Raw genomic sequence first — 24,194 nt, 5'->3', positions numbered from 1 at the left:
GCCGGGCAGAACCCGGCGCTACGCGGGGCGTCGCAGCCGGGCCAATGCAAGGTAGATGGCCGGGGTGGTGTACAGGGTCAGCCACTGGCTGACCAGCAGCCCGCCGACGATGGCGATGCCCAGCGGCTGGCGCATCTCCCAGCCTTCGCCGGTGGCCAGCATCAACGGCAGGGTACCGAGCAGGGCGGCCACACTGGTCATCAGGATCGGGCGGAAGCGCAGCCGTGCGGCCTCGCAGATCGCATCGCAGGGCGACAGGCCGCGCTCGCGCTCGGCCGACAGCGCGAAGTCGATGATCAGGATGGTGTTCTTCATCACCACCCCGACCAGCAGGAACAATCCGAGCAGCGAGATCAGATTCAATTCGTTGCCGAACGCCATCAACGCCAGCAGCGCGCCGACGCCGGCCGAGGGCAGGGTGGAGAGGATCGCCAGCGGCTGCACGACGCTCTCGTACAGCACACCGAGCACCAGGTATACCGCCAGCATCGCGCCAAGGATCAGCCACAGCTGGCGTGCGCGCAGTTTCTCGAAGCCGCCGGCCTCGCCACTGAGCCGCGCCTGCACCTGGGTAGGCAGCATGATCCCGGCCATCGCGCGGTCCACCGCCTTCACCGCCTGCTCCAGGCTCACGCCGGGGGCCAGCGCGAACTCGATCCAGACCGAGGCGAACTGCTGGCTGTGGTAGATCCGGTCCGGTGCCATGCCGTAGTCCCAGCGGGCGATGGACGACAGCGGCAGGCGCTGGCCATCCTTGCCGATCACGTGGATCTGCTCCAGCGTCGAGGGGTCCTGCGTGTAGCGCGGGTCCAGTTCCATCACCACCCGATACTGATTGAGCGTGTCGTACAGGGTGGCCACCTGGCGCTGGCTGAAGGCGTTGTTGAGCACCGAGGCGATCATGCGCATGTCCACGCCCAGCCGGGCGGCCGCATCGCGGTCGATGTCCAGCACCACCTGGCGCATGCCCTCGTCACCTTTGGACGCCACGTCCACCAGTTCGGGCAGGGCGCGCAGCGCATCGCCGACCCGCGGCGTCCACTGGCGCAGCGCGGCCAGGTCGCCGGACAGGAGCTGGAGCTCGTACTGGCCGCTGTCACCGCCGCCCTCGAGCTTGAGGTCCTGGTCCACCCAGAGGAACATCCCGCCGCCGGGAATCTTCGGCATGTTGGCGCGCAGGCGGTCGATCACCTGTTGGCTGGACACCCTGCGCTCGGCCAGCGGCTTCATCTTGATCATGATGAAGGCGTTGTTGACCCCGCTGCGCCCGCCGATGTACCCGATTATGTCGCTGATCGCCGGATCGGCCAGCAGCAGCTGGCGATAGGCCTCGATCTTGGGCTGCATCACCTGGAAGGACAGCCCGTCGTCGCCACGCGCGAAGCCGCGCAGCTGCGCGGTGTCCTGCTTGGGCACGATGCCCTTGGGCACCTGCTGGAACAGCCACACGTTCAGCGCGATCACACCGGCAAACAGCAGCAGCGGCAGCGCGAGCCAGCGGAGCATCGCCTGCAGGCTGCCCACGTAGGCGTTGCGCAGGCGCTCGAACAGCGCGGTGCCCGCACGCTGCAGTCCGATGCCGGGGCCAGGCCGCGCCTGCCCGGGCAGGCGCGCGCACAGCATCGGGGTCAGGCTCAGCGACACCAGCAGCGATACGCCCATCGCGGCGACCAGGGTCAACGAGAACTCGCGGAACAGTTTCTCGACGAAGTCGTCCAGGAACAGAATCGAGACGAACACCACGGCCAGCGCGATGTTCATCGACAGCAGCGTGGCGCCCACCTCGCCGGCACCGCGCAAAGCGGCCTGCAGCGGTGACGCGCCGAGCTCACGATGGCGGGCGATGTTCTCGAGCACGACGATGGCGTCATCGACCACCAGCACTGCGGCGACGATCAACGCCATCAGCGACAGTGTGTTGAGCGAGAACCCCAGCAGCGCGATGATTGCCAGCGCGCCCAGCAGCGACACGGGGATCGCCAGCGCCGGCACCAGCGCCGCGCGCCAGTGGCCGAGGAAGGCCAGTACCACCAGCACCACCAGCGCGACCGCCAGCAGCAGGGTCAGCTCGGCCTCGCGCAGGGTGGCGCGGATCACCGGCGAGCGGTCCATCACCAGTTGCATGTCGATGCTGGCCGGCAGCAGTGCCTGCAGGGTATCCATCTGCGCGGTGATCGCATCGACGGTCTCGATGATGTTGGCATCCGGCTGGCGGCTCACAATCAGCAGCACCGCCGGACGTGCGTTGTGGAAGCCGCTGGCGTAACGGTCCTCGACCCCTTCGCTGACCGCCGCCACGTCCCCCAGATGGACCGGCCTGCCGTCACGCATGGCGACCACAAGCGACCGGTACTCGGCAGCCGTGCGCAGCTGCAGGGTTGCCTCCAGCTGCCATTGCCGCGACCGGCTGGCGATCGTGCCGAGCGGTTTGAGCGCATTGGCATTGCGGATCGCCGCGGCCACATCGTCCAGCGCGATGCGGTACTGGTTCAGCGCGTTGGGGTCCAGAGACACGCGTACCGCCGGCAGCGAACTGCCGCCCACCTGTACCTCGCCCACGCCGGGGATCTGCGCCAGCTTCTGCGCGATCACGGTCGAGGCCACATCGTAGATCTGGCCTGGCGAGAGACTGTCCGAGCTCAGCGCCAACGCCAGGATCGGCGCCTGCGAGGGATTCACCTTGCGGTACTGCGGCATGCCCGGCATGCCGCTCGGCAACTGCGCGCGTGCGGCGTTGATCGCGGCCTGCACATCACGCGCGGCATCGTCCACGTTGCGGCCCAGCGCGAACGTCAGCTCCACCTGGGTGGAGCCCTGCGTGCTGGCCGAATCGATCCCGGTCAACCCGGGAATCGTGCCGAGCGCGCGCTCCAGCGGCGTGGCCACGTTGGCGGCCATCGACTCGGGGCTGGCCCCGGGCAGGCTGGCGCTGACATTGATGGCCGGGTAATCCACCTGTGGCAGCGGCGCGACCGGCAGCAGGCGCAGCCCGAGCAGACCGGCCAGCACCACCGCCACCGACAGCAGCACCGTGGCGACGGGGTGCTGCACGAACCAGCCGATCGCGCGCGACAGCGGTGTCACGCCTGCGCCTCGGCGGTATCGGCAGCGCTGGCGGGGCGACGGCGGAAGCGGTCGAAGAACAGGTAGATCACCGGCGTGGTGAACAGCGTGAGCACCTGGCTGACGATCAACCCGCCCACCATCACCACGCCCAGCGGCTGGCGCAGTTCCGCGCCGGAGCCGCTGGCGAACATCAGCGGGATCGCGCCGAACAGCGCAGCCAGGGTGGTCATCAGGATCGGGCGGAAGCGCAGCAGCGCCGCCTGGTGGATGGCCTCACGCGGGCGCAGGCCCGCTTCGCGCTCGGCCTCCAGCGCGAAGTCGATCATCATGATCGCGTTCTTCTTCACCAGCCCGATCAGCAGCACGACGCCGATCACCGCGATCAGGTCCAGGCTGCGGCCGCTCAGCAGCAGCGCCAGCAGCGCGCCCACCGTGGCCGAGGGCAGGGTGGAGAGAATGGTGATGGGGTGGATGAAGCTCTCATAGAGCACGCCCAGCACCAGGTACATCACCACCACGGCCGCCAGGACCAGCCACAGCGTGCTCGACAGCGACGCGCGGAACGCATCGGCGGCGCCCTGCAGGCGCAGCTCCACGCTGGTGGGCAGGCCGATCGCCGCGCGTGCGCCGTCGATCGCCGCGACCGCTTCGCCAAGCGAGGCATCCTCGGCCAGGTTGAACGAGAACGTCACCGCCGGAAACTGGCCGACGTGGTTGATCAGCAGGTGCGCCGGGCGCTGCTCGATGCGGGCGATGCCGGCCAGCGGAACCTGCCGTCCGTCCGGGCCGGTCACATGCAGGCGCGCGATCGCGTCGGGTCCGAACGCGGCGTCCTGCCGCGCTTCCAGCACCACGCGATACTGGTTGGCCTGGGTGAAGATGGTGGAGATCTGGCGCTGTCCGAACGCGTCGTACAGCGCATCGGCCACCGCATCCACACCGATGCCCAGGCGCGCGGCGGCCACGCGGTCGATCAGCACGTGCGCCTGCAGGCCCTGGTCCTGCAGGTCGCTGGCCACGTCGGCCAGTGCAGGCGCCTGCTGCAGATGGGCGAGCAGGCGGGGCGTCCACACGGCCAGCGCATCGCTGTCCGGGCTGGTCAGGGTGAACTGGTACTGGGTACGGCTGATCCGGTCTTCGATGCCCAGCTCCTGCACCGGCTGCAGGTACAGGCGGATGCCCGGAACATGCGCCACGCGCTGCTGCAGCCGCGCGATGATCGCCTGCGCATCGGCATCGCGCTGCGCATGCGGTTTGAGTTCGATCAGCAGCCGCCCGCTGTTGAGCGTGGCGTTGTTGCCGTCCACGCCGATGAACGAGGACAGGCTGGCCACGTCTTCGTCGGCCAGCAGCGCCGAGGACAGCGCCTGTTGGCGCTGCGCCATCGCCTGGAACGAGATCGACTGCGGGGCTTCGCTGATGCCCTGGATCAGCCCGGCGTCCTGCACCGGGAAGAAGCCCTTGGGCACCCACAGGTACAGCACCGCCGTCAGCAGCAGGGTCGCCACCGTGGCGGCCAGCATCAGCGGCTGGCGCTGCAGCACCCAGCGCAGCTGGCGGTCGTAGAGGGCGACCACGCGGTCGAACGGATCGCCCTGCTGCGCCGATTCGCGGCCGTCGCTGTCGCGGCGCGTGGCGTGGCCGGCCTTGAGCAGCCGTGCGCACATCATCGGGGTCAGCGTCAGCGAGACCAGCAGCGAGATGCCGATGGCCACCGCCAGGGTGATGGCGAACTCATGGAACAGTCTGCCCACCACGTCGGCCATGAACAGCAGCGGGATCAGCACCGCGATCAACGACAGGGTGAGCGAGATCAGCGTGAAGCCGATCTGTCGCGCGCCTTTGAGCGCGGCCTGCAGGGGCGTCTCGCCGCGCTCCAGATGCCGGGCGATGTTCTCCAGCATCACGATCGCATCGTCGACCACGAAGCCGGTGGCGATGGTCAGCGCCATCAGGGTGAGATTGTTGAGCGAGAACCCGGCCAGCAGCATCACCCCGAACGTGCCCACCAGCGACAGCGGCACCGCGATGGACGGGATGATCGTGGCCGGGATGTTGCGCAGGAACACGAAGGTGACCATCACCACCAGCGCGATCGCGATCAGCAGCTCGTGCTGCACCCCGCGGATCGAGGCGCGGATCGACTCGGTGCGATCGCTCATCACCGTCACATCCACGCCCTTGGGCAGCGAGGCCTGCAACTGGGGCAGCAGCGCGCGCACCTGGTCGACCACGGCGATCACGTTGGCGCCGGGCTGGCGCTGGATCGTGACCAGTACCGCCGGGGTGGTGCCCGACCACGCGGCGAGCTGGCGGTTCTCGGCGCCGTCCTCGATGGTCGCCACATCGCCCAGCCGCAGCGGCGCGCCGTCCTTGTAGGCCAGGATCAGCGCACGGTACTCGGCCACCGAGCGCATCTGGTCGTTGGCATCGAGCATGATCGCGCGGGTCGGGCCGTCGAAGCTGCCCTTGGGCACATTCACGTTGGCTGCGCCGATCGCCTGGCGGATGTGCGCCATGCTCAGGCCGTTGGCGGCCAGTGCGGACGGATTGGCCTGGATCCGCACCGCCGGACGCTGGCCGCCGGCCAGGCTGACCAGGCCCACCCCGGGCAGCTGCGACAGCCGCTGCGCCATGCGCGTATCCACCAGGTCGTGCACCTGCGGCAGCGACAGGCCCTGCGAGGTCACCGCGAGGGTCAGGATCGGCGTGTCGGCCGGATTGACCTTGCGGTACACCGGCGGCACCGGCAGGTCATCGGGCAGGACGCTGTCGGCGGCGTTGATGGCGGCCTGCACTTCCTGCTCGGCCACGCCCAGCACCACCTCCAACGAGAACTGCAGGGTGATCACCGAGGCCCCACCGGAGCTGGTGGACGACATCTGTTTCAGGCCGGGAATCTGCCCGAGCTGGCGTTCCAGCGGGGCGGTGACCGCGCGGGTGGTCACCCCCGGACTTGCGCCCGGGTACAGCGTGGTCACCTGGATGATCGGGTAGTCCACCTGTGGCAGTGCGGCCACCGGCAGCAGCCGGTAGGCCATGATCCCGGACAGCAGCAGCGCCACCATCAGCAGCGTGGTGGCTACCGGGCGCTCGATGAAGGGACGCGACAGGTTCATGCGCCGGTCCGTGCCGGGTCCTGCGCGACCACCTCCACCTTGGCGCCTTCGCGCAGACCGTCGATGCCTTCGACCACCACCCGCTCGCCGGCCCTGAGCCCCTCGCGGACCGAGACGCGCTCGCCGTCGGCGGGGCCGAGCACCACGTTGCGCAGGTGCGAGGTGTCATCGGCGGCAATCACATACACATAGGTGCCCTTGCTGCCGAACTGCACGGCCGCATTGGGGATCACCACCGCGTCGCTGCTGCTGACCTGCAGGCGGATGTTGACGAACTGGTTGGGGAACAGGGTTTCGTCGGCATTGGCGAACTGCGCGCGCAGCTTCAGCGTGCCGGTGGCGGTGTCGATGCGGTTGTCCAGGCTGGACAGCACCCCGTCACCGAGCGCCTGGCGTTCTTCGCGGTCCCACGCTTCCACGGTGAGCTGGGGGGTGGTGCGCACCGCGGCGACCACTGCCGGCAGGTCCGGCTCGGGCACGGTGAACAGCACGCTGATCGGCATGGTCTGGGTGATGGTGGCCAGCGGCTCGGTGTCGCCGCTGCGCACCAGGTTGCCCACATCCACGTTGCGCAGCCCCATGCGCCCGGCCACCGGCGCGGTGATGCGGGTGTACTGCAGTTGCAGACGTGCTTCGTCCACGGCGGCCTGGTCGGTCTGACGACGGCCCTGCAGCTGGCGCACTCGGCTCTGCTGGTCGCTCAGTTCCTGCGCCGAGACGAAGTGTTTGCTCTGCAGTTCGACAAAGCGTCTGAGCTGGGTCTGGGCGTTGTCCAGCTCGGCCAGGTTCTGCTGCTGGGTGCCCAATGCGCGCGCCAACTGCACCTGGTAGGGGCGCGGGTCGATCTCGGCGATCAGATCGCCCGCGTTGACGTGCTGGCCCTCGCGGAACGCCAGCCGCAGCAGTTCACCCTCGACGCGACTGCGCAGGCTCACGGTGTGCAGCGGGGTCACCGTGCCGAGCGCTTTCAACCGCACCACCAGGTCCTCGCGCGCTACCGTGGCCACGCGGACCGGGATGGCAGCGGCGGCAGGGGCCGCCTTGTCCGCCGGTGCCGGCGCGAACACACGCCAGGCGATCGCGGCGACGGCCAGCACGGCCAGCAGCAACAGCGGTTTGAACAGACGGCGGGTACGCGACGACGGGGGCAGCGGGGCAGACATGGGGCATCCTGCGCGCCGACCAGCGGTTGGCGCGTCCATGAGATACCGGCCCGTGGGGGCAGGCGGGACGAAGTGGGGATGTCTGGCGGGGCCGCAGTCGAATGCCGCAGCGTGGCTGGATGCCGTCGGCGAGGACGGGGCCGCTATGGTAACGCGCGCGGCCCCCTGCGCTCACATGACCTTGGTCATGTGTGCGTCAGCGGCTCAATGCACCTCGTCGCGGTACACGAACTTGGGCATTTCCCATTTGAAGTGGATCGCCAGCAGGCGGAACAGGAAACCGCCGCCGAGGCACCACAGCGTGGCTGCATTGAGCGACATCCCCAGTTCCAGCAGCACCAGCCAGGCCGCGCCGGTCAGCAGGGTGATCACCGCATACAGTTCCTTCTGGAAGATCAGCGGCACTTCGTTGCACAGCACGTCACGCAGCACGCCACCGAATGCACCGGTCAACATGCCGGCGATCAGCACGATCGGCGCGGTATGCCCACCTTCGCGCGCCACCGCGCAGCCGATCAGGGTGAACGCAATCAGGCCCAGCCCGTCCAGCACCAGGAAGGTACGGCGGAAGTGGTGCATCCAGCGCGCCACCCAGGTGGCGATCAGCGCCGCGCAGATGGTGAAGCCGAGGTACTCCGGGTGCTTCACCCAGCCCAGCGGGTAGTGGCCCAGCACGATGTCGCGCAGCGAGCCGCCACCGAGCGCAGTGACGCAGGCAATGATGACCACGCCGAACAGGTCCATGCGCCGTCGCCCGGCAGACAGTGCGCCGGTCATGGCTTCGGCGGAGATGGCGATGAGGTAGATCAGGGAGAGCAGCATGGGGGGCTCCGGACACGACAAACGGGGACGGAACCACGCACGGCGCACGCCAGCGCGGTGCACTGTCGTGAGAGGGGGATACCGTTGCCGCTCCCGCTGTCCTTTTGCCTGAGAGTTCGGTGGCCAGGCCACGTGCCCCTTCGGCGGGTCATTGAAGACCTCTCTCCAGATCGGCGTGTCGGATGCATGGTTGGTGGCGTATCGGGCCACCGGCCTGAGCGATTATGGGAGCCTGCGCCTTCGGCGGGCGCCAGCGCGGCGCCTCTCTCCTGCATCCGGGGCGGATTCTAGCAGCCAGCGGCACCGGTCCGGGGGATAATCCCGGTATGTCCGCTGAACCGCCCACCGCGTCCGCCTGCTGGTATCTGTACCTGCTCGAATGCCGCAACGGCAGCTTCTACGCGGGCATCAGCACCGACGTGGCGGCTCGCTTCCAGGCCCACCTGGCCGGCAAGGGGGCCCGCTACACGCGCGCCAATCCGCCGGTGAAAGTGCTGGCCATGCGCGCCTACCCCGACCGCGCGGCAGCCTCGAAGGCCGAATGGGCGCTCAAGCGCCAGCCGCGCGCACGCAAGCTGGCGTGGCTGCAGGCGCCCTGAGCAGACCCACTGGTCGCCCACGCGATCCTGGCCGACAATCCCTGCAGACCACCCACTCTGGATTGCCATGACCCGCGATGTTGCGTTGTACCCGGAAGACGAAAACGGCGATGTGCTGTGGAACATGCTGCAGGACGGCGACGACCTGACCATTCCCCGCGAAGTGGACTTCGCGCTGATCTTCCCGACCGAAGACGTCGCCATCGCGTTTGCGGTGCACCTGCTGCGCAACGAGCAGAAGGTGTCGTTCTCCGCCTATGAAGAGAACGAGGACTTCCCGTGGCAGGTGGTGGTGCATCCGCTGATGATCCCGACCTACCAGAACATCGCCGGCTTCGAAGGCCTGCTGGTCAGCGAGGCGGTGTCCTACAGTGGCAAGGTCGACGGCTGGGGCTGCATGTCGCAGGCCAGTTGACCGCACGCCCGCATGAACAAGGAACGCACATGACCGACATTGCAACGCAGCGGCAGGCCGATGCCCTGGCCGCGATAAAACAGGCCATCGGTACCGAGGCCGCAGAGGACGGGGTCGACCTGTTCGCCAGCCATCATCGCGAGGAACTGCCGGCCAGCTACTGGCGCCAATACCTTGGCCAGACCGAACCGGATACCGCCAGCATCATCGGCCTGCTCCAGTTCGCCTCGGCATGGGGGGAAGATAAAATGGAGTACATCGATTTCACCCTGCCGGGCGACGTCACCCAGTACGTGCTGTCGGTCCATTTCGACGACGCAGGCGTGATCGACGGCATTTCGATGGAAAGCTGACCGGGTCCGTCCCGCACGACCCGACACAAGGAGCAGCGTGTCATGACGACGATGGAAGAAGGGGCGGGCGGGGACCGCTGGCGAGGCAGAGCCGGCGCGGCTGCAATGGGCGGCGCGTCGGGTGCCGCCCCGCGCGTGGCGGCGTCAATGTGGCTGTGCGCGGTGGGCGTGCCGCTGGACGCCGATTCCGCCAATGCGTGAGACCGGAGCCGCGAATCGGACCAGGGCCGATCCTCACCGTGTGCGTCCGCCACGGCACCGGCGTGATCGACGCCATCGACGACTGACGTGGGGCGCGGATGCAGCGCCCGGCAGGCACCGGGCGCTGCAGGGAGCGCTCAGGGGAGGTAGTTGCCGAGGCTGAAGGACCTGTGCTCGTGCAGGCTGGCGCTTGCCGCAACCGACAGCACGAAGTCCCGGTATCGCGGCTCGTCGTCGAAGCGCTTGGAGATCCGCTCCTGGTCGTCCATCAAAACCTGGGCGTGCTTCGCCCAGTCGGCCTGGATGGCGTCGCACTGTGTCGTCGTCAGTGAGGGGGACACCCACAGCGTGCCCGCTGTTTCCGGGGAGGCGTCGGCGAGGGCCCTGGCCACGGGGAGATGGCGGCACAGCTCGGAGTACTTTCCGCCCATCTGCGTTCCTGCCCGATACGTCATCGGCTGGGCAATGGTGGTCCCGATCACCAGCGACTTCGTGTCCACCACCGTAGGCGCATCAGCGGCGAAGCCCAGGACGTGGCTTTCCATCGGCCAGTCGGTTGTGGAGCCGATGTTCACATCCACACCGTTGCCGTATTTCCTGCTGGTGATTGCGTGGTGGGTGTGCCCCGAGACGTAGGTCCACCCTGCGGGGCGCACCTTGTTGAACAGCGCGATGAGTTTCCTGCGATCTCCCTTGAGATCGTTGAGCGGGAAATGACCGCCGACAATCAGGCTCCTCTCATCCGCCATGCCATCCAGCATCCTTGTCAGCGTTGCGTACTGCTCCCAGCCGAGACAGGCATTCTGTCCGGCATTGCTGAGCACATACGAGGGACCGCCGCGGGCGTTCTGGCACACGGACGTATCGATCAGCACCAGGGTGTGTCGCGCATCCAGGTCGACGGCCTGCACCATGTACGAGTTCCAGCTGCGGGCGTAGTCCGAGTGTCCAGGCGTCGTGGACTGCTTCGGGCGGTACCAGATGCCTTCGGAGCGATAGTTCAGTGCAGCCAGCGGTGTCCCAGGCACGGCGCTACCCGTGAATCGCAGTCCCCCGTGCTTTGCCGTGCCGCCCGGTGTCTGGACCAACCCCTGCGCCTCAAGGCTCGCTGCATAGCGTGCCATCCAGCGCACCTTGTTCATCGGGGTGCCGGGTTGCCCCCCGTTCCGGACAGGCTGATAGCAGCCGTCGGCCCAGTTGCGGTTGGCCATACTGGTGCCGGTGACCACAGGAGACGGCGTCGCGGTGTACCAGGTTTCGTCCACCGGCAGCGGCGCCCTGCTCATGTGATCAAGCGGGCGGGTATCCTCTGGACGGGGCCCATACGAGTTCACGGTGCCCATCAGGTAACTGTCGTGATTGCCGTGTGCCATCAGGCGGATCGTGGTATCGGAACGTCGAAACTCCGCATCGAATACCTCGGCCTCGCCGCTACAGCCAATGTTGGTTCCATCTCCCAATACGACGACCAGGCGATTGTCCGCTGGCAGCTGTTCCATCCCACGGGTCAGTGAGTGCCTCAGCACAAGCGGCGCCAGCAGGTTGACCTCCGGCGGCCGGATCGCCACGCCCGACACCCAGTTGGACACCGGAAACATCTGCTTCAGCGCGGCGCCGTACACGTTGTGGATCTGCGGATCCGCCAGGAAGAACACCTGCGTGGGCGATGTCGTTTCCTCCGCGCCCAACGCCGACGCCGAACACGCCGCCAACGCGGCGGCAACCAGTACCTTGTGCATGCACTACTCCTCCTTGGTGGTGACACGTGACGCGGCCACTGGGGCAGTGAACTCCAGCATTGCCCGGACCAATGGGCCGCGGGGGAAGTGGTTGTTGCGCCGGAACGGGCGCATCAGCGGGGCGGGGCTGTCCTCGAACGGCAGCGCGATCGACCAGTGGTCGGCACGGAACACGCCCAGCACCGTGCTGCCGGGAATCACGGCGTCTTCCAGCAGCACCTGTCCGTCGTTGCGCGCGTCGATCAGCGACAGCCACGCGTGCGTGCCGGCGAGCAGGGAATTGACGTTGCCACGATCGGCAACGGCGACGACGCTGTAGGTGGGAAACGGCGGACGCGATGCCGCAAAGGCGTCGGCGACGCGCATGGCCTCCGCATGCGTCAGGCTGCGGACGCCCCCGGCATCGCTGCGGTCGCAGGTGGGCAGATCGAACCGCGCCAGGTCGCGATACAGCGTGTGCCCGTCATCCGCGAGCGGCGAGCCCTGCACCGCGCCGGCCACGGCGATCAGGGCCGATACCTTGTGCCGCCACGCAGCAGCCTGTGGCTGGCTGGCCGCCAGCATCACGTCGGTGGCGCCCTTGGAATAGGCGATGATCACGGCGTTGGCACCCTCCGGCAGCCGTGCCAGGTGGGTATGCAGGTGGTCGGCGTTGCGCGCCGCGGACGCGCGCCCCTCCACGTCCGCCACGCTGACCCGGTAGCCCAGCGCTGCCAGCGCCGCATGGTCGTGCGAGAAGGGCGTTACCCACGGTGCCACGCACTCGCCGAAGATGCCGGGGATGATCACCAGATCGCGTGTGGCGGGCAGCGGGTCGGACAGGGGCCGGTCGGCGACGCCGGTGGCCCCGGCCTCGATCGGCCACCACCACCGCGCGCAGTCCTGCATCGCCGTGGCGGGCGTGGCCTGCAGGTGCCGGCAGAACACGGCGGAGAACGGCTGGCGTGCATCGGTGATGCCGGCCTGCGCCCAACTGCTGCGCACCGTCGGGTACGGGACGTCCTTCACGCCGATACCGGTGGTCGCGCTGCAACCGGCCAGCAGGGCCGACAGGGCCAGCGGCCAGCCTCGTACCTGACGGTGATGCGTCATGCGGCTTCTCCCCCTGAAGAAACTGCCGCGACTCTACCGCCGATCCCGGCGGTCGTCGAATCCGGGTCCGCGTGGTCGCAACGTGGTGATCCGCGATGGCGACGCGCACGACCATGCGCAACGCCTGCACGCTGCCTGCGGGACAGTCCGCGACGTGTGGCCGGCGAAGCGGGACGACACCGCACCGGAGGCCGTCACCGCCAGCGTAAGGCACCTGCGCACGCCACGCATCGACGTCGCCCGTCGCCCGCCCGGCTGAGTGCCGCCGGGCTCAGGGTGACGGGGGACGGAGCCGTCGGTCGTCGCGGTCGTCGCCGAAGATGATCCGCGCGCTGCGCTGGTAGCTCCAGTACGCCACGGCCCAGTTGAGCAGCACCACGATGCGGTTGCGGAAGCCGATCAGGAAGAACACGTGCGCGGCCAGCCAGAACCACCAGGCGAGCACGCCGGACAGCTGCAGCCTGCCCAGGTGCACGATCGCCGCCATGCGCCCGATCGTGGCCAGGTTGCCGACGTCCTGGTACGCGAAGGGGCCCGGCGTGGGCTTGCCCTCCAGCCGCGCGCGAATGGTCGCGGCGACGTGCTTGCCCATCTGTTTGGCGGCGGGCGCAACGCCCGGTACCGGTTTGCCGTCGGCCTGGCTGATGGCAGCCAGATCGCCGGCCACGAAGATCTCCGGGTGACCGTCCAGCGTGAGGTCGGGTTGCACCGGCACGCGGCCGGCGCGGTCCAGCGGGACGTCGAGCGTGCGGGCCAGCGGCGAGGCCGCCACGCCAGCGGCCCAGACCACGGTGCGGGCGGCAAAGAACCGGTCGCCCAGCTGGAAGCCCTCGCCATCGATGTGGGTCACCGGCGTGCCGGTCAGGACGTCCACGCCGAGCTTCTCCAACTGGCGACGCGCCTTCAGCGAGAGCACCTCGGGGAAGCTGGACAGCACGCGCGGACCGGCCTCCACCAGGCGGACCTTGGCGCTGGCCGGGTCGATATGACGGAACTCGTTGCGCAATGTGTGGCGCGCGATCTCGGCCAGCGTGCCGGCCAGCTCCACACCGGTCGGGCCGCCGCCGACCACGGCGAAACTGAGCCAGGCGGCCTTGCGCGCCGGGTCCGGTTCGGCCTCGGCGCGCTCGAAGGCAAGCAGCAGTTTGCGGCGCAGTGCGATCGCATCGTCCAGGGTTTTCAGGCCTGGCGCGTCGGCGGCCCATTCGTCGTGGCCGAAGTAGGCATGCGTGGCCCCGGTGCAGAGCATCAGCATGTCGTAGCCGAGCTGGCTGCCGTCGGCGAGGGTGATGCTGCGGGCGTGCTTGTTGATCGCGGTGACTTCGCCCAGTCGCACCTCGACGTTGCGCTGGTTGCCGAGGATATGCCGCAGGGGTGCGGCGATATCGGGTGCAGACAGGCCGGCGGTGGCCACCTGGTAGAGCAGCGGCTGGAACAGGTGGTGGTTGCGGCGGTCCACCAGGGTGATGCGGACGTGCGCCCTGGCCAATGCGCGGGTGGCCCAGAGGCCGGCGAAACCGCCACCGATGACGACCAGGTGGGGCAGGGGGGCGCGGGTCATGCAGTCACTCCTGGGCTGGGGCCGGCCATCCGGCACCGTGGGAACGTTGTCGACGCGTCGTATCGTCGCACGTGACGCGCGATGTTCACGTGGATGGTCGATACTGGGTTCAGCAGCGGTCGCGCTTGCCGGCGGCCTGTGTCCATCCGCACTGGAGGTCGAGATGTCCGAACCGGAAAAGCGCATCGCCCTGTTGATCGATGCCGACAATGCGCCGTCGTCGAAGATCGACGTGGTACTGGCCGAGGTGGCGCGCTATGGCGTGGCCAACGTGCGCCGCGCCTACGGGAACTGGAAGAGCCCGCGGTTGAAAGGCTGGGAATCGGTGCTGCACGCCTACGCGATCCGCCCCATCCAGCAGTTCGCGTACAGCCGGGGCAAGAATGCGTCGGACATGGCGATGGTGATCGATGCGATGGACATGCTGTATGCGCGCAACCTGGACGGCTTCGCCATCGTCTCCAGCGATGCGGATTTCACCCCGCTGGTGATGCGCCTGCTGACCGACGGGGTGAAGGTGTATGGCTTCGGCGAGAAGAAAACGCCGGAACCGTTCGTCAACGCCTGCTCGAAGTTCACCTACCTCGAAGCGCTGGGACAGGGCCACGCTGCCGACCCGGAAGTGGAGCAGGACAACGAGGAAGCGCGGCCGCGCAAGACCGGCCCGGAGCTGCGCAGCGACACCCGCCTGGTACAGATGCTGCGCCGCGCGGTGGCGTCGGCCGAAGCCGAGGATGGCTGGTCGCACCTGGGCCCGGTCGGAAGCCAGATCGGCAATCAGGCCTCGTTCGACTCGCGCAACTACGGCTACGCCAAGCTGAGCGAGCTGCTGGCCGCGACGGGCCTGTTCGAAATGAAGAAGGACGGCAAGTCGACCTACGTCCGCGCGCTCCCCAGGAAAAGCGCCCGGTAGCGCCGACCGTTGGTCGGCTGCGCTGCGCGCCTGAGCCGACCAGCGGTCGTCGCTACCGGCGAGGTCCCGGCTCAGGTCAACGCCGTCATGACACCGCGCTGGTACGCGGGCCGCTGCTTCAGGCGCTCGTACCAGTCGGCCAGGTGCGGCAGCGCGGGGCGCTGGATGGGCATTTCGAACCACGCGTAGGCAAAGGCGCCCAGCGGAATGTCGCCCATCGCGAAGCGCTCGCCGGACAACCAAGGCTGGCGCGACAATGCATCGTCGGCCATCGCCAGCAGCTCACCCGAGCGCACCAGCGCGGCCGCAATGCGCGCGTCGTCGCGGTCGGCCGGGGCGGTACGCAGCGTGCCCCAGAACAGATCGCGGAAGGCGCCGGAAAAGGTGGAGGTGGTCCAGTCCATCCACTTCTCCGACTGCGCACGCTCGACCACATCTTCCGGATACAGCGTGCCGAGCGAATAACGCGCGGCCAGATAGCGCACGATGGTGTTGGATTCCCACAGCGGCAGGCCGTGGTCTTCGATCACCGGCACCAGGCCGTTGGGATTCATCGCACGGTACTCCGGCGACTGTGTGCCGCCAAACGCGCCGCCAACCTCGATCGACTCGTACGGCGCTCCGATTTCTTCGGCGCACCACAGCACCTTGCGCACGTTGCTGGAATTGCGACGGCCCCAGATCTTCAGCATGGTCAGGCTTCCCGTTCGAATGGAATGCGCGCCACATGGCCGCGCGGTGCGGCTACGATACGCCGATCGACCGCGTCACGGTCACCTTCAAGGAGCGAAACGGATGGGGATGTACGTCTTGGAACTGGGGCTGTTGGTGGTCGGCGCGGTGTTGCTGGTGGTGGGCTATCGCCGCAACCGCCGCACCATGCTGGTGGCGGCCGCGCTGGTGTTGCTGGTCAGCGGTGTCGTGCCGGATGTGGTCGAGGGTTTCGCAGAGGGACGCGCCAACGCCGACGCGCGACCGTTGGCCTTGCTGCAGCACTGACATCGCGTATCGGAGAGGGCGCGGGCCGACGCGCGCAGCGTTCAGTACAGGTCAGTCGGGTCCACATCCAGCGACCAGCGCACGCGCCGCGCCTGCGGTAGTGCGGAGATCTGCGGGGTGACCTGGTCCAGCGCCCGATGCAACGGTCCGCGCGCGGGGGCCGACAGCAGCAGCTGCACGCGTTGATAGCCGGCGCGGCGCGGCATCGGGGCCGGCATCGGGCCGTAGCGTTCGATCACCGCGTCATCCGGTACCAGTGCGCGCACCGCCATCAGCATGGCGTTGGCATGCTCCACCTGCTGCGCTTCGGCACGCAGCAGAGCCAGATGCGCGAACGGCGGGAACCCGGCCGCTTCGCGCTGCTGCAGCTCTGCCGCGGCAAACGCGTGGTAGCCGCCATTGACCAGGGTGTCCAGCAGGGGATGTCCCGGATGATGGGTCTGCAACCAGACCTCACCGGGATGCTCGGCGCGTCCTGCCCGACCGGCCACCTGGATCAGCTGCTGGGCCAGCTTCTCGCTGGCGCGGAAGTCGGCCGAGAACAGCCCTTCGTCGATGCCCACCACCACCACCAGCGTGAGCTTGGGCAGGTCGTGACCCTTGGCCAGGATCTGCGTGCCGACCAGGATGCCGGCCTGGTCGCCGAGCGTGGCCAGCTGGGTCTCCAGTGCATCGCGTTTGCCGGTGGTGCCACGGTCGATGCGGATCACCGGCACCTCGGGGAATGCCTCGACCAGATGCTCCTCCAGTCGTTCGGTGCCGATCCCCTGCGGCTGCAGAGCGAGGCTGCCGCAGTCCGGGCAGGCCAACGGCGCCGCCTGGCGCGCACCGCAGTGATGGCATTGCAGTCGGCGCCCGCCGGCATGCACGGTCATCGGTGCATCGCAGCGCTGGCAGGGCGCGGTCCAGCCGCAGTCATGGCACAGCAGTACCGGCGCGTAGCCGCGGCGGTTCTTGAACACCAGCACCTGGTGCCCGGCCTGCACGTGTTGGGCGATGCCGTCCAGTACGTCCGGTGACAGCCCATCGCGCAGCGGCCGCTTGCGCACGTCCAGCACCCGCACGCGCGGCGGCCGTGCCTCGCCGGCCCGCTGTTTCAGGCGCAGGTGCATGTAACGCCCCGCCTGCGCGTTGTGCAGCGATTCCAGCGACGGCGTCGCACTGCCCAGCACCACCGGCACATCCAGCGCCTTGGCGCGCACCAGCGCGAAATCACGGGCGTGATAGCGGATGCCGTCCTGCTGCTTGTAACTGCCGTCGTGCTCTTCATCGACCACGATCAACCCGGCGTTGGGCAGCGGGGTAAATACCGCCGAGCGCGTGCCGACGATGATCTGCGCCTCGCCACGGGCGGCGGCGGCCCATACGCGGGCGCGCTCGTTGTCGTTCAGGCCCGAATGCAGCGCATGCACCGGAATGCCGAAGCGGGTGCGGAAGCGCGACAGTGTCTGCGGTGTGAGGCCGATCTCCGGCACCAGCACCAGTGCCTGCCGGCCCTGCGCCAGGCAGGTGGCGATGGCCTGCAGATACACCTCTGTCTTGCCACTGCCGGTCACGCCGTCGAGCAGGAACGGGGCGAAACCGGTGGCGGCGCTGATCGCGGCGATCGCGTCGGCCTGTTCGGGATTGGGCGCAGGCGCGGCGCGCACGCTGACCGCCGGCGCCGAATGGGCCAGCGCCACCCGCTCCACCAGTCCGCGCTTGGCCAGCGACCGTGCGGCGCTGCGCCAGTCGTCCATGAGGCCATCCAGCCGGTCCTCGTCCACCGGCCCGTCGGCCAGCCAGGTTGCCAGGCGCTGCGGGCGGGTGCCCGCGCGCAGCCGCTCACGCTGCTGCGTGCCCTCGGCGGTGAGCTGCCAGCCCCACGGATGGGTGTCCGGCACCGGATCGCCCCGCCGCAATGGCGCCGGCAGCGCCGTACTCACCACCTCACCGAGCGGGGCGTGGGTGTAACGCGCCAGCCACTGCAACGAGGCCCACAGTTCGCCGCCCAGCAGCGGCTGCGGATCGATCCACGCCTGCGCCTCCCGCAGGCTGTCCGGGCTGTCCACCGCGCCGACCGCGGCCACCATGCCGATCAGCTCGCGCGCCCCGAACGGCACCCGTACCCGGCAACCGACCTGGCCCGGTACGGCGGCGGTCCCGGGCGGCGGCGCGTAGTCGAACAGCTGCGGCAGCGGCACCGGCAGGGCCACGCGCAGGGTCGGGAAGGACGGGGTCGGATCGGGTCGGGCAGACGCCGACCGGGGCAGAACGGGGCTGGACATCGGTGCAGTGTAGCGGCCCAACCGGACCCGTCGGCCGTGCATCGAGACAGTCTCGCCATGCGGCGAGAAGAATAAATCGCACCTAAATATCGGTGTGGATTGGAGATTCAGGCTTATCCACATCTTCTGTGGATAAGTCTGTGTGCGACTGCCGATCTTGGGACGATGGGTAAGGAACTTCCGACCTTCGTGTCGGATTGGTCAAAAAATAGCCACATAACAATAGTCAATAAAAACAACAAGATATCTGTGAAACAAAGTTGAAACATCCCCCGGTCCCGTGAGGCGCTGCCACTTCCTGCCGATTTCGTTGGTGCTGTGCACAACCTGCGGCTGATTGCGACATCGAGGTCGGCATGGGCCTTCACATGTCAACTACATCGGCATGCCCGACGGGCCGGCGCAATCGCTATCATTTCCCCACTTGATGGAGTTGCTATGACGGCTGCGACCGCCCCCGTTTCTTCTACTGCAGCCGGTGCGCTGTCGGCGTTTCTCCGCGGCGTTGAACGCCGTGCCCTGGTGGTGGCCGAGCTGCAGTGTGGCGACCCCACCGTGGCCGAGCAGGCACTGGTGGCGGTGATGCGCGCCTTTGCCGGCATCGCCAGCGATGTGCCGATGGCCCAATGGCCGGACCGGTTCTGGATCCTGCTGGCGCACCGCCACCCGATCCGCGTGCCCGCTGCGGGGGGACAGTGGCCGCCCGGGCTGGCCCATCTGCCGACGCTGGCACCGCCGGCCCGGCTGGCGCTGCTGCTGCGTGTCGGCGGGGGCCTGGACGAGGCCGCTGCGGCACAGATCCTGGATCTGCCGGTCGCCGATTACCAGCAGGCGCTGGCCGAGGCGTGCCCGCGCGATGCCCAGGGCCATCCCGACGCAGCCGGCTGGCGCGCGCTGGCCGAGCAGGTCCAGCAGCGCCTGCGCGAGGTGCCGGCCACGCGCCTGCAGCGCCTGCAGCAGCCGGTGGCGGCGCCTGCCGCGCCCAGCGATGCGGCGTCGTGGCGCACCCCGGTCAAGACCGACGCCGCACCGGCACCCCGCGTCCGGGCCCGCCGCCAGGGGCGCCGTGTGCCGTGGCGCGGCCTGGTGATCGTGGCGGGGACGGTGGCCGCGCTGCTGGGCGGGGCCACGTGGTGGAAGCACAGCCGTTCCGCGGTCGATCCGGCCGCCAGCGTGCCCGACGGCGCGGTGGCCGTGGACAATCCGGTCAGCACCGAAGCCCTGCCCGAGGCCGATCCGCCGACCATCGCGCCCGCCGCCGCCGCCCATGCGGCCAGCGATGCGGCAATGCTCGCCGATCCGGACCTGGCGGTGGCCCGCGATGCCGATCTGTACGCCTGGTTCGCCGCGGGCGGCCCGGTGCCGGTGGACGAGTCACAGCCGCAACCCAGCCGCCCTGAACCCGCTACCGCCGGCCTGGAGACGGCAGGCGCCGATGAATAAGCCGATCCTGCTGATGGCCTGCCTGGCCGCGACCCTGTCGGTCCCTGCGGCGGCGACGTCGGTGCCATTGCCGCTGCCGTCGGAGGCCACGCCGGTGCCGGCCACCCGCACCGCCATTCCGACCACCGCCAGCGCGCTGGACCCGGCCCAACTGGCCGAGCTGCGCGCCCGCTATGCCATCTGGCAGTCGCTGCCCGAGTCCGAGCGCGCCCGTGTCCGCGACGGGGCACGCCGCATTGCCGCGCTCACGCCGGCCCAGCAGCAGACCCTGCGCGAGCGTTTCGCCCAGCAGGACCAGCGCTTCCGTGATGGCTGGCTGCTCGGGCCGCACCTCGGCCAATCGTTCCCGAAGCTGCAGGGCCTGTTCGGCTACCTGCCGGCCGAGCAGCGCGAACCGGCGCTGGCGGTCCTGCGCCAGCTCAGCGTGGACCAGCTCGCCCAGCTCAGCCTGATCGCCCAGCGCACGCCGCCGCAGGAACGGGAGCAGGTGCGCAGCCAGTTCCTGGCGCTGGCGCCGGGCGCCCGCGATGCGTGGCTGAAGCAGCACGTCGGCCACTGACACCGCGCGCCCATTCACTTGGCATCGTGGGTTTTGTCATGCCGCGCGCGTAAGATGGCGGGCCGCAACCCGGTGCCTGTGCCCTCCGCGCGCGACCGTAGTTGCCGTCTGTGATCCCCATGTCCATCGCTACCCCCACGCCGCGCCTTTCCCGGGAAGTGCGCGCCACCGGTCTGCTTGCGTTGCCGCTGGTGCTCGGCCACGTTTCCACCGGCCTGATCTCGTTCGTCGACAACGTCATCGCCGGCCACCACGGCACGCAGACGCTCGCCGCGGTCACCATCGGTACCGCGCTGCTGTGGCTGCCGATGCTGATTCCGATCGGCACCCTGATCTCGCTGACCGCGTCGGTGTCGCAGCTGCACGGTGCCGGACGCGAGCGTGAGATCGGTCCGTTGTTCCGCCAGGCGCTGTGGTTGGCGCTCGGCCTGGGCCTGATCATGTTCGCCTTCCTCACGGTGGTACCGCCGCTGTTGCCGGCATTCGGCATCGCGCCGGACATTGTGCCCGGTGCGACCGCGTTCCTGCATGCGGTGCGCTGGGGCGGCCCGGCACTGACGCTGTACTTCTGCATGCGCTATCTCAGCGAGGGCATGCACTGGACGCTGCCAACCATGATCCTGGGCTTCGGCGGCCTGCTGGTGCTGGCGCCGCTGGGCTATGTGCTCTGCTACGGCAAGCTCGGTTTCCCGGAAATGGGCGCCGAAGGGCTGGGCATCGCCTCGGCGACGATGATGTGGCTCCAGGCGCTGTGCTTTGCCGGCTACCTGTGGAAAACCAGGCGCTTCGCCCACCTGCAGCTGTTCTCGCACGTTGAGCTGCCGCGCTGGGCGGCAATCTGGGACCTGCTGCGTACCGGCCTGCCGATCGGCATCACCGTTCTGATGGAAGGCGGTCTGTTCATCGTCACCGCTCTGCTGATCGGCCGCCTCGGCGCCACCGAAGCAGCCTCGCACCAGATCGCAATCAACGTGGCCCAGCTGTGCTTCATGATCCCGATGGGCGTAGCCGAGGCCACCACCGTGCGCGTGGGCCATGCGGTCGGCAGCGGCAACGGGCTGGGCGTGCGGCGCGCGGCCAATGCCGGTCTGGTGATCATTCTGGGCACGCAGACGCTGTCGGCGCTGGTGCTGCTGTTCGGCCACGACGCCATCGTCGGCGTCTACACCGCCGACCTGGGCGTGGCCGCCCTGGCCTCCACGCTGCTGCTGTACGCGGCCGCGTTCCAGTTCCCGGACGGCATCCAGGTGCTCTCGGCCGGCGCGCTGCGCGGTCTCAAGGACACCCGGGTGCCGATGTTCATCGCCATGTTCTCGTACTGGGGGCTGGGCATGCCGCTCGGCGCCGGGCTGGGCCTGGGGCTGGGCATGGGGCCGCAGGGCATGTGGCTGGGCCTGATCCTGGGCCTGACCGCGGCGGCGATCCTGATGGCCTGGCGTCTTCGCGTCAGCAGCCGCCGCATCGGGCTCGCCCAGGCGTCACCCTGACTTGTGTCCGATGCCGGATCCGCCGGCACCGGCTATTCTGGCAATACGGCAAGAAGCCAACCTGGAGTTTTCCATGAACCAACCCGCGCGTCGCAATCCCGTCGCCAGCTTCTTCATCGGGCTGTGGGATGTGATGAACTTTACCCGCAGGCTGATCCTCAACCTGCTGTTCTTCGGTCTGTTGTTCCTGCTGCTGATTGTGTTCATCGTCGCGATGGGCAAGGGCGCCGGGGCCAGCAAGCCGCTGCAGGACCGGACCACGCTGGTGATCGCGCCGGAAGGCCGCCTGGTGGAGCAGTTCAGCGCCGATCCGGTCAGCCGCGCGCTGGCCCGCGCCGTGGGCGACAACAGCGCCGAGGAAGTGCAGCTGCGCGACCTGATCCGTGCCATCGAAGCGGCCCGCGACGACAAGAAGATCGAGCGCGTGGTGCTGCAGCTGGACAAACTGCAGCCGAGCGGTTTCGCCTCGATGCGCGAAGTGGTCGCGGCGCTGCAGGACCTGCGCGCGGCCAAGAAGCAGGTCGTGGCCTTCAGCGAGAACATGAGCCAGTCGCAGTACCTGCTGGCCTCGCAGGCCGATGAGGTCTATCTCGATCCGATGGGCTCGGTGGTGCTGGAAGGCCTCGGCCGTTACCGGCAGTACTTCCGCACCGGCCTGCAGGACAAGCTGGGCGTGGACGTGCACCTGTTCAAGGTGGGCGAGTTCAAGTCCGCCGCGGAGCCGTACGTGCTCGATGCCGCGTCGCCGCAGGCCAAGGAAGCGGACCTGTTCTGGATGAACGACGTGTGGCAGCGCTACCTCGGCGACATCGCCAAGGCCCGCAAGCTGGATGCCGCGCAGCTGGCAGCCGGTATCGACACCATGCCCGAAGGCGTGGCCGCCGCCGGTGGCGACCTGGCCAAGTTCGCCCTGCAGCAGAAGCTGGTCGATGGCCTGAAGACCCGCGAGGAAGTGGAGGACCTGCTGGCCGACCGTGGTGTGGCCGATGGCGACGCCGACGGTGGCTACCGCAACGTCAACATGGACGCGTACCTGGCGCTGCTCGACACCCGCCGTTCGCCGGTGGATGCGCGTCCGCAGGTGGCAGTGGTGGTGGCTGCCGGCGAGATCTCCGGCGGCGACCTGCCGGCCGGCCGCATCGGTGGCGAGTCCACCGCCGCGCTGCTGCGCGAAGCGCGCGACGACAAGGATGTGAAGGCCGTGGTGCTGCGCGTGGATTCGCCCGGCGGTGAAGTGTTCGCCTCCGAGCAGATCCGTCGCGAAGTGGTCGCGCTGAAGGCCGCCGGCAAGCCGGTGGTGGTGTCGATGGGTGACCTGGCCGCCTCGGGTGGGTACTGGATCAGCATGAACGCCGATCGCATCTATGCCGACGCCTCGACCATCACCGGTTCGATCGGCATCTTCGGGATGATCCCCAATGTCAGCCGTTCGCTGGACAAGATCGGCGTGCACACCGACGGTGTGGGCACCACGCGCTTCGCCGGTGCCTACGACATCACCCGCCCGATGGACCCGGCCGTGGGCCAGGTCATCCAGTCGGTGATCAACAAGGGCTACGCCGACTTCACCGGCAAGGTCGCCGAGGCCCGCGGCAAGCCGGTCGAGGCCGTCGATGAGGTGGCCCGTGGTCGCGTGTGGAGCGGCGCCCAGGCCAAGGAGCGCGGGCTGGTCGACGCGTTCGGCGGGCTGAAGGAGGCGGTCGTCGACGCGGCAGGGCGTGCCAAGCTCGGCAAGAGCGATGCGTACCGCGTGCGCTACATCGAGAAGGGTGCCACGCCGTTCGCGCAGTTCGTCAGCGGGTTTGCCGGCAGCCGCATGGGCGGTTACATGCTCAGCGAATCGGGCATGGCACGCATGATGCTGGCCCGGTCGATGCCGGAACTGGATACCCAGCTGCGCTTCGTCGAAGACGCGGCGCGCGATCCGCGCGGCAGCGCACCGGTCAAGGCGCTGGCGTACTGCTTCTGCGGCTTCTGACCGCTTCAGCGTGAAATCAAAAAGCCCGGCAAACGCCGGGCTTTTTTTTCAGGGGTCCGCTCGGCGCCGGCCGTCCGGACAGGGCGCGACGCTCGACCCCGCAGTCAGCGCGATACCGGCGGAGCCGGCGTTGCCGGGGTGTCGGTGGCGGCGCGCTCGGCGGCATCCAGGTCCGGTGCTTTTTCCAGCATGTCGCGTGCGGCCTTGGCGCGATCCAGCGGCCGCTGGATCGCATCGCGCATCTGCGTGGCCTGCGGTTCGGGCGGGGTGTCCGGGGGCGCTGGCGCTGGACGGTTGCACGCGCCCAGCAGGAGCAGCGTCGGCAGCAACAGGAGGGTTCGCAGGGACATGGCAACCTCGCAACACGCACGGGCGGAGACGGCAGTGTCGCACCGCCCGGCGCGGCCTGTGTGAGGAT

Annotated in this window: 21 protein-coding genes and 2 riboswitches; of the genes, 11 read left to right on the top strand and 10 right to left on the bottom strand. The window is 68.8% G+C overall.

Translation table 11 applies throughout. From position 1 onward, the window contains the following. Nucleotides 1–18 precede the first annotated feature (18 nt). The 4 genes from ACPEH1_RS14785 to ACPEH1_RS14770 all read right to left on the bottom strand — a co-directional run bounded on the left by ACPEH1_RS14785 (nt 19) and on the right by ACPEH1_RS14770 (nt 8,170). Entirely contained in the window at nt 19–3,084 is a 3,066-nt protein-coding gene (locus tag ACPEH1_RS14785; protein ID WP_423715988.1) for an efflux RND transporter permease subunit, read from the bottom strand. Beyond that, on the bottom strand, nt 3,081–6,185 hold the full coding sequence (locus tag ACPEH1_RS14780; protein WP_423715987.1) for an MdtB/MuxB family multidrug efflux RND transporter permease subunit: 3,105 nt from the start codon (nt 6,183–6,185) through the stop codon (nt 3,081–3,083). Before ACPEH1_RS14780 ends, ACPEH1_RS14785 begins: the two co-directional genes overlap by 4 nt. Continuing rightward, a complete protein-coding gene (locus ACPEH1_RS14775; protein WP_423715986.1) occupies nt 6,182–7,348 on the bottom strand; it encodes an MdtA/MuxA family multidrug efflux RND transporter periplasmic adaptor subunit in 1,167 nt (388 codons plus the stop codon). Before ACPEH1_RS14775 ends, ACPEH1_RS14780 begins: the two co-directional genes overlap by 4 nt. A gap of 204 nt (nt 7,349–7,552) precedes the next feature. Beyond that, on the bottom strand, nt 7,553–8,170 hold the full coding sequence (locus ACPEH1_RS14770; protein ID WP_136004499.1) for a trimeric intracellular cation channel family protein: 618 nt from the start codon (nt 8,168–8,170) through the stop codon (nt 7,553–7,555). A gap of 88 nt (nt 8,171–8,258) precedes the next feature. After that, a riboswitch (glycine riboswitch) is annotated at nt 8,259–8,349 on the bottom strand. Nucleotides 8,350–8,369: 20 nt separating this feature from the next. Continuing rightward, nucleotides 8,370–8,452: riboswitch (glycine riboswitch) on the bottom strand. A gap of 44 nt (nt 8,453–8,496) precedes the next feature. Here ACPEH1_RS14770 and ACPEH1_RS14765 point away from each other — a divergent pair. The 4 genes from ACPEH1_RS14765 (at nt 8,497) to ACPEH1_RS14750 (ending at nt 9,738) form a co-directional block, all read left to right on the top strand. Continuing rightward, on the top strand, nt 8,497–8,769 hold the full coding sequence (locus ACPEH1_RS14765) for a GIY-YIG nuclease family protein (RefSeq protein WP_026070876.1): 273 nt from the start codon (nt 8,497–8,499) through the stop codon (nt 8,767–8,769). Between the two features lie 67 nt (nt 8,770–8,836). After that, on the top strand, nt 8,837–9,184 hold the full coding sequence (locus tag ACPEH1_RS14760) for a ribonuclease E inhibitor RraB (RefSeq protein ID WP_026070875.1): 348 nt from the start codon (nt 8,837–8,839) through the stop codon (nt 9,182–9,184). A 29-nt stretch (nt 9,185–9,213) separates the two neighbouring features. Next, the gene (locus ACPEH1_RS14755; RefSeq protein ID WP_313241569.1) at nt 9,214–9,537 is read left to right on the top strand and encodes a DUF2004 domain-containing protein; all 324 of its coding nucleotides are present in this window, start codon (nt 9,214–9,216) and stop codon (nt 9,535–9,537) included. A 42-nt stretch (nt 9,538–9,579) separates the two neighbouring features. Further along, on the top strand, nt 9,580–9,738 hold the full coding sequence (locus ACPEH1_RS14750; RefSeq protein WP_153164837.1) for a hypothetical protein: 159 nt from the start codon (nt 9,580–9,582) through the stop codon (nt 9,736–9,738). 137 nt (nt 9,739–9,875) lie between these two features. Here the strand turns inward: ACPEH1_RS14750 and ACPEH1_RS14745 are convergent, their stop codons facing one another. Then, nucleotides 9,876–11,477: a hypothetical protein gene (locus ACPEH1_RS14745; RefSeq protein ID WP_287252767.1), complete on the bottom strand. Its 1,602-nt coding sequence runs from the start codon at nt 11,475–11,477 to the stop codon at nt 9,876–9,878. 3 nt (nt 11,478–11,480) lie between these two features. Further along, complete coding sequence (locus ACPEH1_RS14740) at nt 11,481–12,569, bottom strand: hypothetical protein (protein ID WP_017356742.1); 1,089 nt, start codon at nt 12,567–12,569, stop codon at nt 11,481–11,483. On the opposite strand from ACPEH1_RS14740, the gene ACPEH1_RS14735 reads away from it, so the two are divergent. Beyond that, on the top strand, nt 12,568–12,828 hold the full coding sequence (locus ACPEH1_RS14735; protein WP_153164834.1) for a hypothetical protein: 261 nt from the start codon (nt 12,568–12,570) through the stop codon (nt 12,826–12,828). The genes ACPEH1_RS14740 and ACPEH1_RS14735 overlap by 2 nt on opposite strands. 12 nt (nt 12,829–12,840) lie before the next feature. On the opposite strand, the gene ACPEH1_RS14730 is transcribed toward ACPEH1_RS14735, so the two are convergent. After that, a complete protein-coding gene (locus ACPEH1_RS14730; protein ID WP_423715985.1) occupies nt 12,841–14,130 on the bottom strand; it encodes an NAD(P)/FAD-dependent oxidoreductase in 1,290 nt (429 codons plus the stop codon). A 163-nt stretch (nt 14,131–14,293) separates the two neighbouring features. Between ACPEH1_RS14730 and ACPEH1_RS14725 the strand changes: the two genes are divergently transcribed. Next, nucleotides 14,294–15,043 carry an NYN domain-containing protein gene (locus ACPEH1_RS14725; protein WP_136004493.1) on the top strand — a complete coding sequence of 250 codons (750 nt, stop codon included), beginning with the start codon at nt 14,294–14,296 and terminating at the stop codon, nt 15,041–15,043. A gap of 71 nt (nt 15,044–15,114) precedes the next feature. Here the strand turns inward: ACPEH1_RS14725 and ACPEH1_RS14720 are convergent, their stop codons facing one another. Beyond that, entirely contained in the window at nt 15,115–15,735 is a 621-nt protein-coding gene (locus tag ACPEH1_RS14720) for a glutathione S-transferase family protein (RefSeq protein ID WP_017356738.1), read from the bottom strand. A 103-nt stretch (nt 15,736–15,838) separates the two neighbouring features. On the opposite strand from ACPEH1_RS14720, the gene ACPEH1_RS14715 reads away from it, so the two are divergent. After that, nucleotides 15,839–16,042 carry a hypothetical protein gene (locus tag ACPEH1_RS14715; RefSeq protein ID WP_229296492.1) on the top strand — a complete coding sequence of 68 codons (204 nt, stop codon included), beginning with the start codon at nt 15,839–15,841 and terminating at the stop codon, nt 16,040–16,042. A gap of 41 nt (nt 16,043–16,083) precedes the next feature. Here ACPEH1_RS14715 and ACPEH1_RS14710 read toward each other — a convergent pair whose 3' ends face one another. Further along, complete coding sequence (locus ACPEH1_RS14710) at nt 16,084–18,309, bottom strand: primosomal protein N' (protein WP_313241567.1); 2,226 nt, start codon at nt 18,307–18,309, stop codon at nt 16,084–16,086. 438 nt (nt 18,310–18,747) lie between these two features. Between ACPEH1_RS14710 and ACPEH1_RS14705 the strand changes: the two genes are divergently transcribed. From ACPEH1_RS14705 to sppA, 4 genes are all read left to right on the top strand, one after another. Further along, entirely contained in the window at nt 18,748–19,752 is a 1,005-nt protein-coding gene (locus tag ACPEH1_RS14705) for a hypothetical protein (protein ID WP_153164832.1), read from the top strand. Continuing rightward, nucleotides 19,745–20,311: a DUF3106 domain-containing protein gene (locus ACPEH1_RS14700; RefSeq protein WP_136004485.1), complete on the top strand. Its 567-nt coding sequence runs from the start codon at nt 19,745–19,747 to the stop codon at nt 20,309–20,311. The genes ACPEH1_RS14705 and ACPEH1_RS14700 overlap by 8 nt, the downstream gene beginning before the upstream one ends. Before the next feature lie 119 nt (nt 20,312–20,430). Continuing rightward, nucleotides 20,431–21,798 carry an MATE family efflux transporter gene (locus ACPEH1_RS14695; protein ID WP_136004483.1) on the top strand — a complete coding sequence of 456 codons (1,368 nt, stop codon included), beginning with the start codon at nt 20,431–20,433 and terminating at the stop codon, nt 21,796–21,798. A 73-nt stretch (nt 21,799–21,871) separates the two neighbouring features. Next, nucleotides 21,872–23,776, top strand: a complete 1,905-nt coding sequence (gene sppA, locus ACPEH1_RS14690) for a signal peptide peptidase SppA (protein WP_136004481.1) — start codon at nt 21,872–21,874, stop codon at nt 23,774–23,776. 104 nt (nt 23,777–23,880) lie between these two features. On the opposite strand, the gene ACPEH1_RS14685 is transcribed toward sppA, so the two are convergent. Further along, a complete protein-coding gene (locus ACPEH1_RS14685; RefSeq protein WP_136004479.1) occupies nt 23,881–24,126 on the bottom strand; it encodes a hypothetical protein in 246 nt (81 codons plus the stop codon). Nucleotides 24,127–24,194: the final 68 nt, after the last annotated feature.

It is taken from the genome of Stenotrophomonas sp. NPDC077421, assembly GCF_049545505.1.
In the GTDB taxonomy this organism is placed as follows: domain Bacteria; phylum Pseudomonadota; class Gammaproteobacteria; order Xanthomonadales; family Xanthomonadaceae; genus Stenotrophomonas; species Stenotrophomonas nematodicola.
Note: the sequence above shows the minus strand (reverse complement) of the source record. Positions and strands in the feature narration are given on the sequence as shown.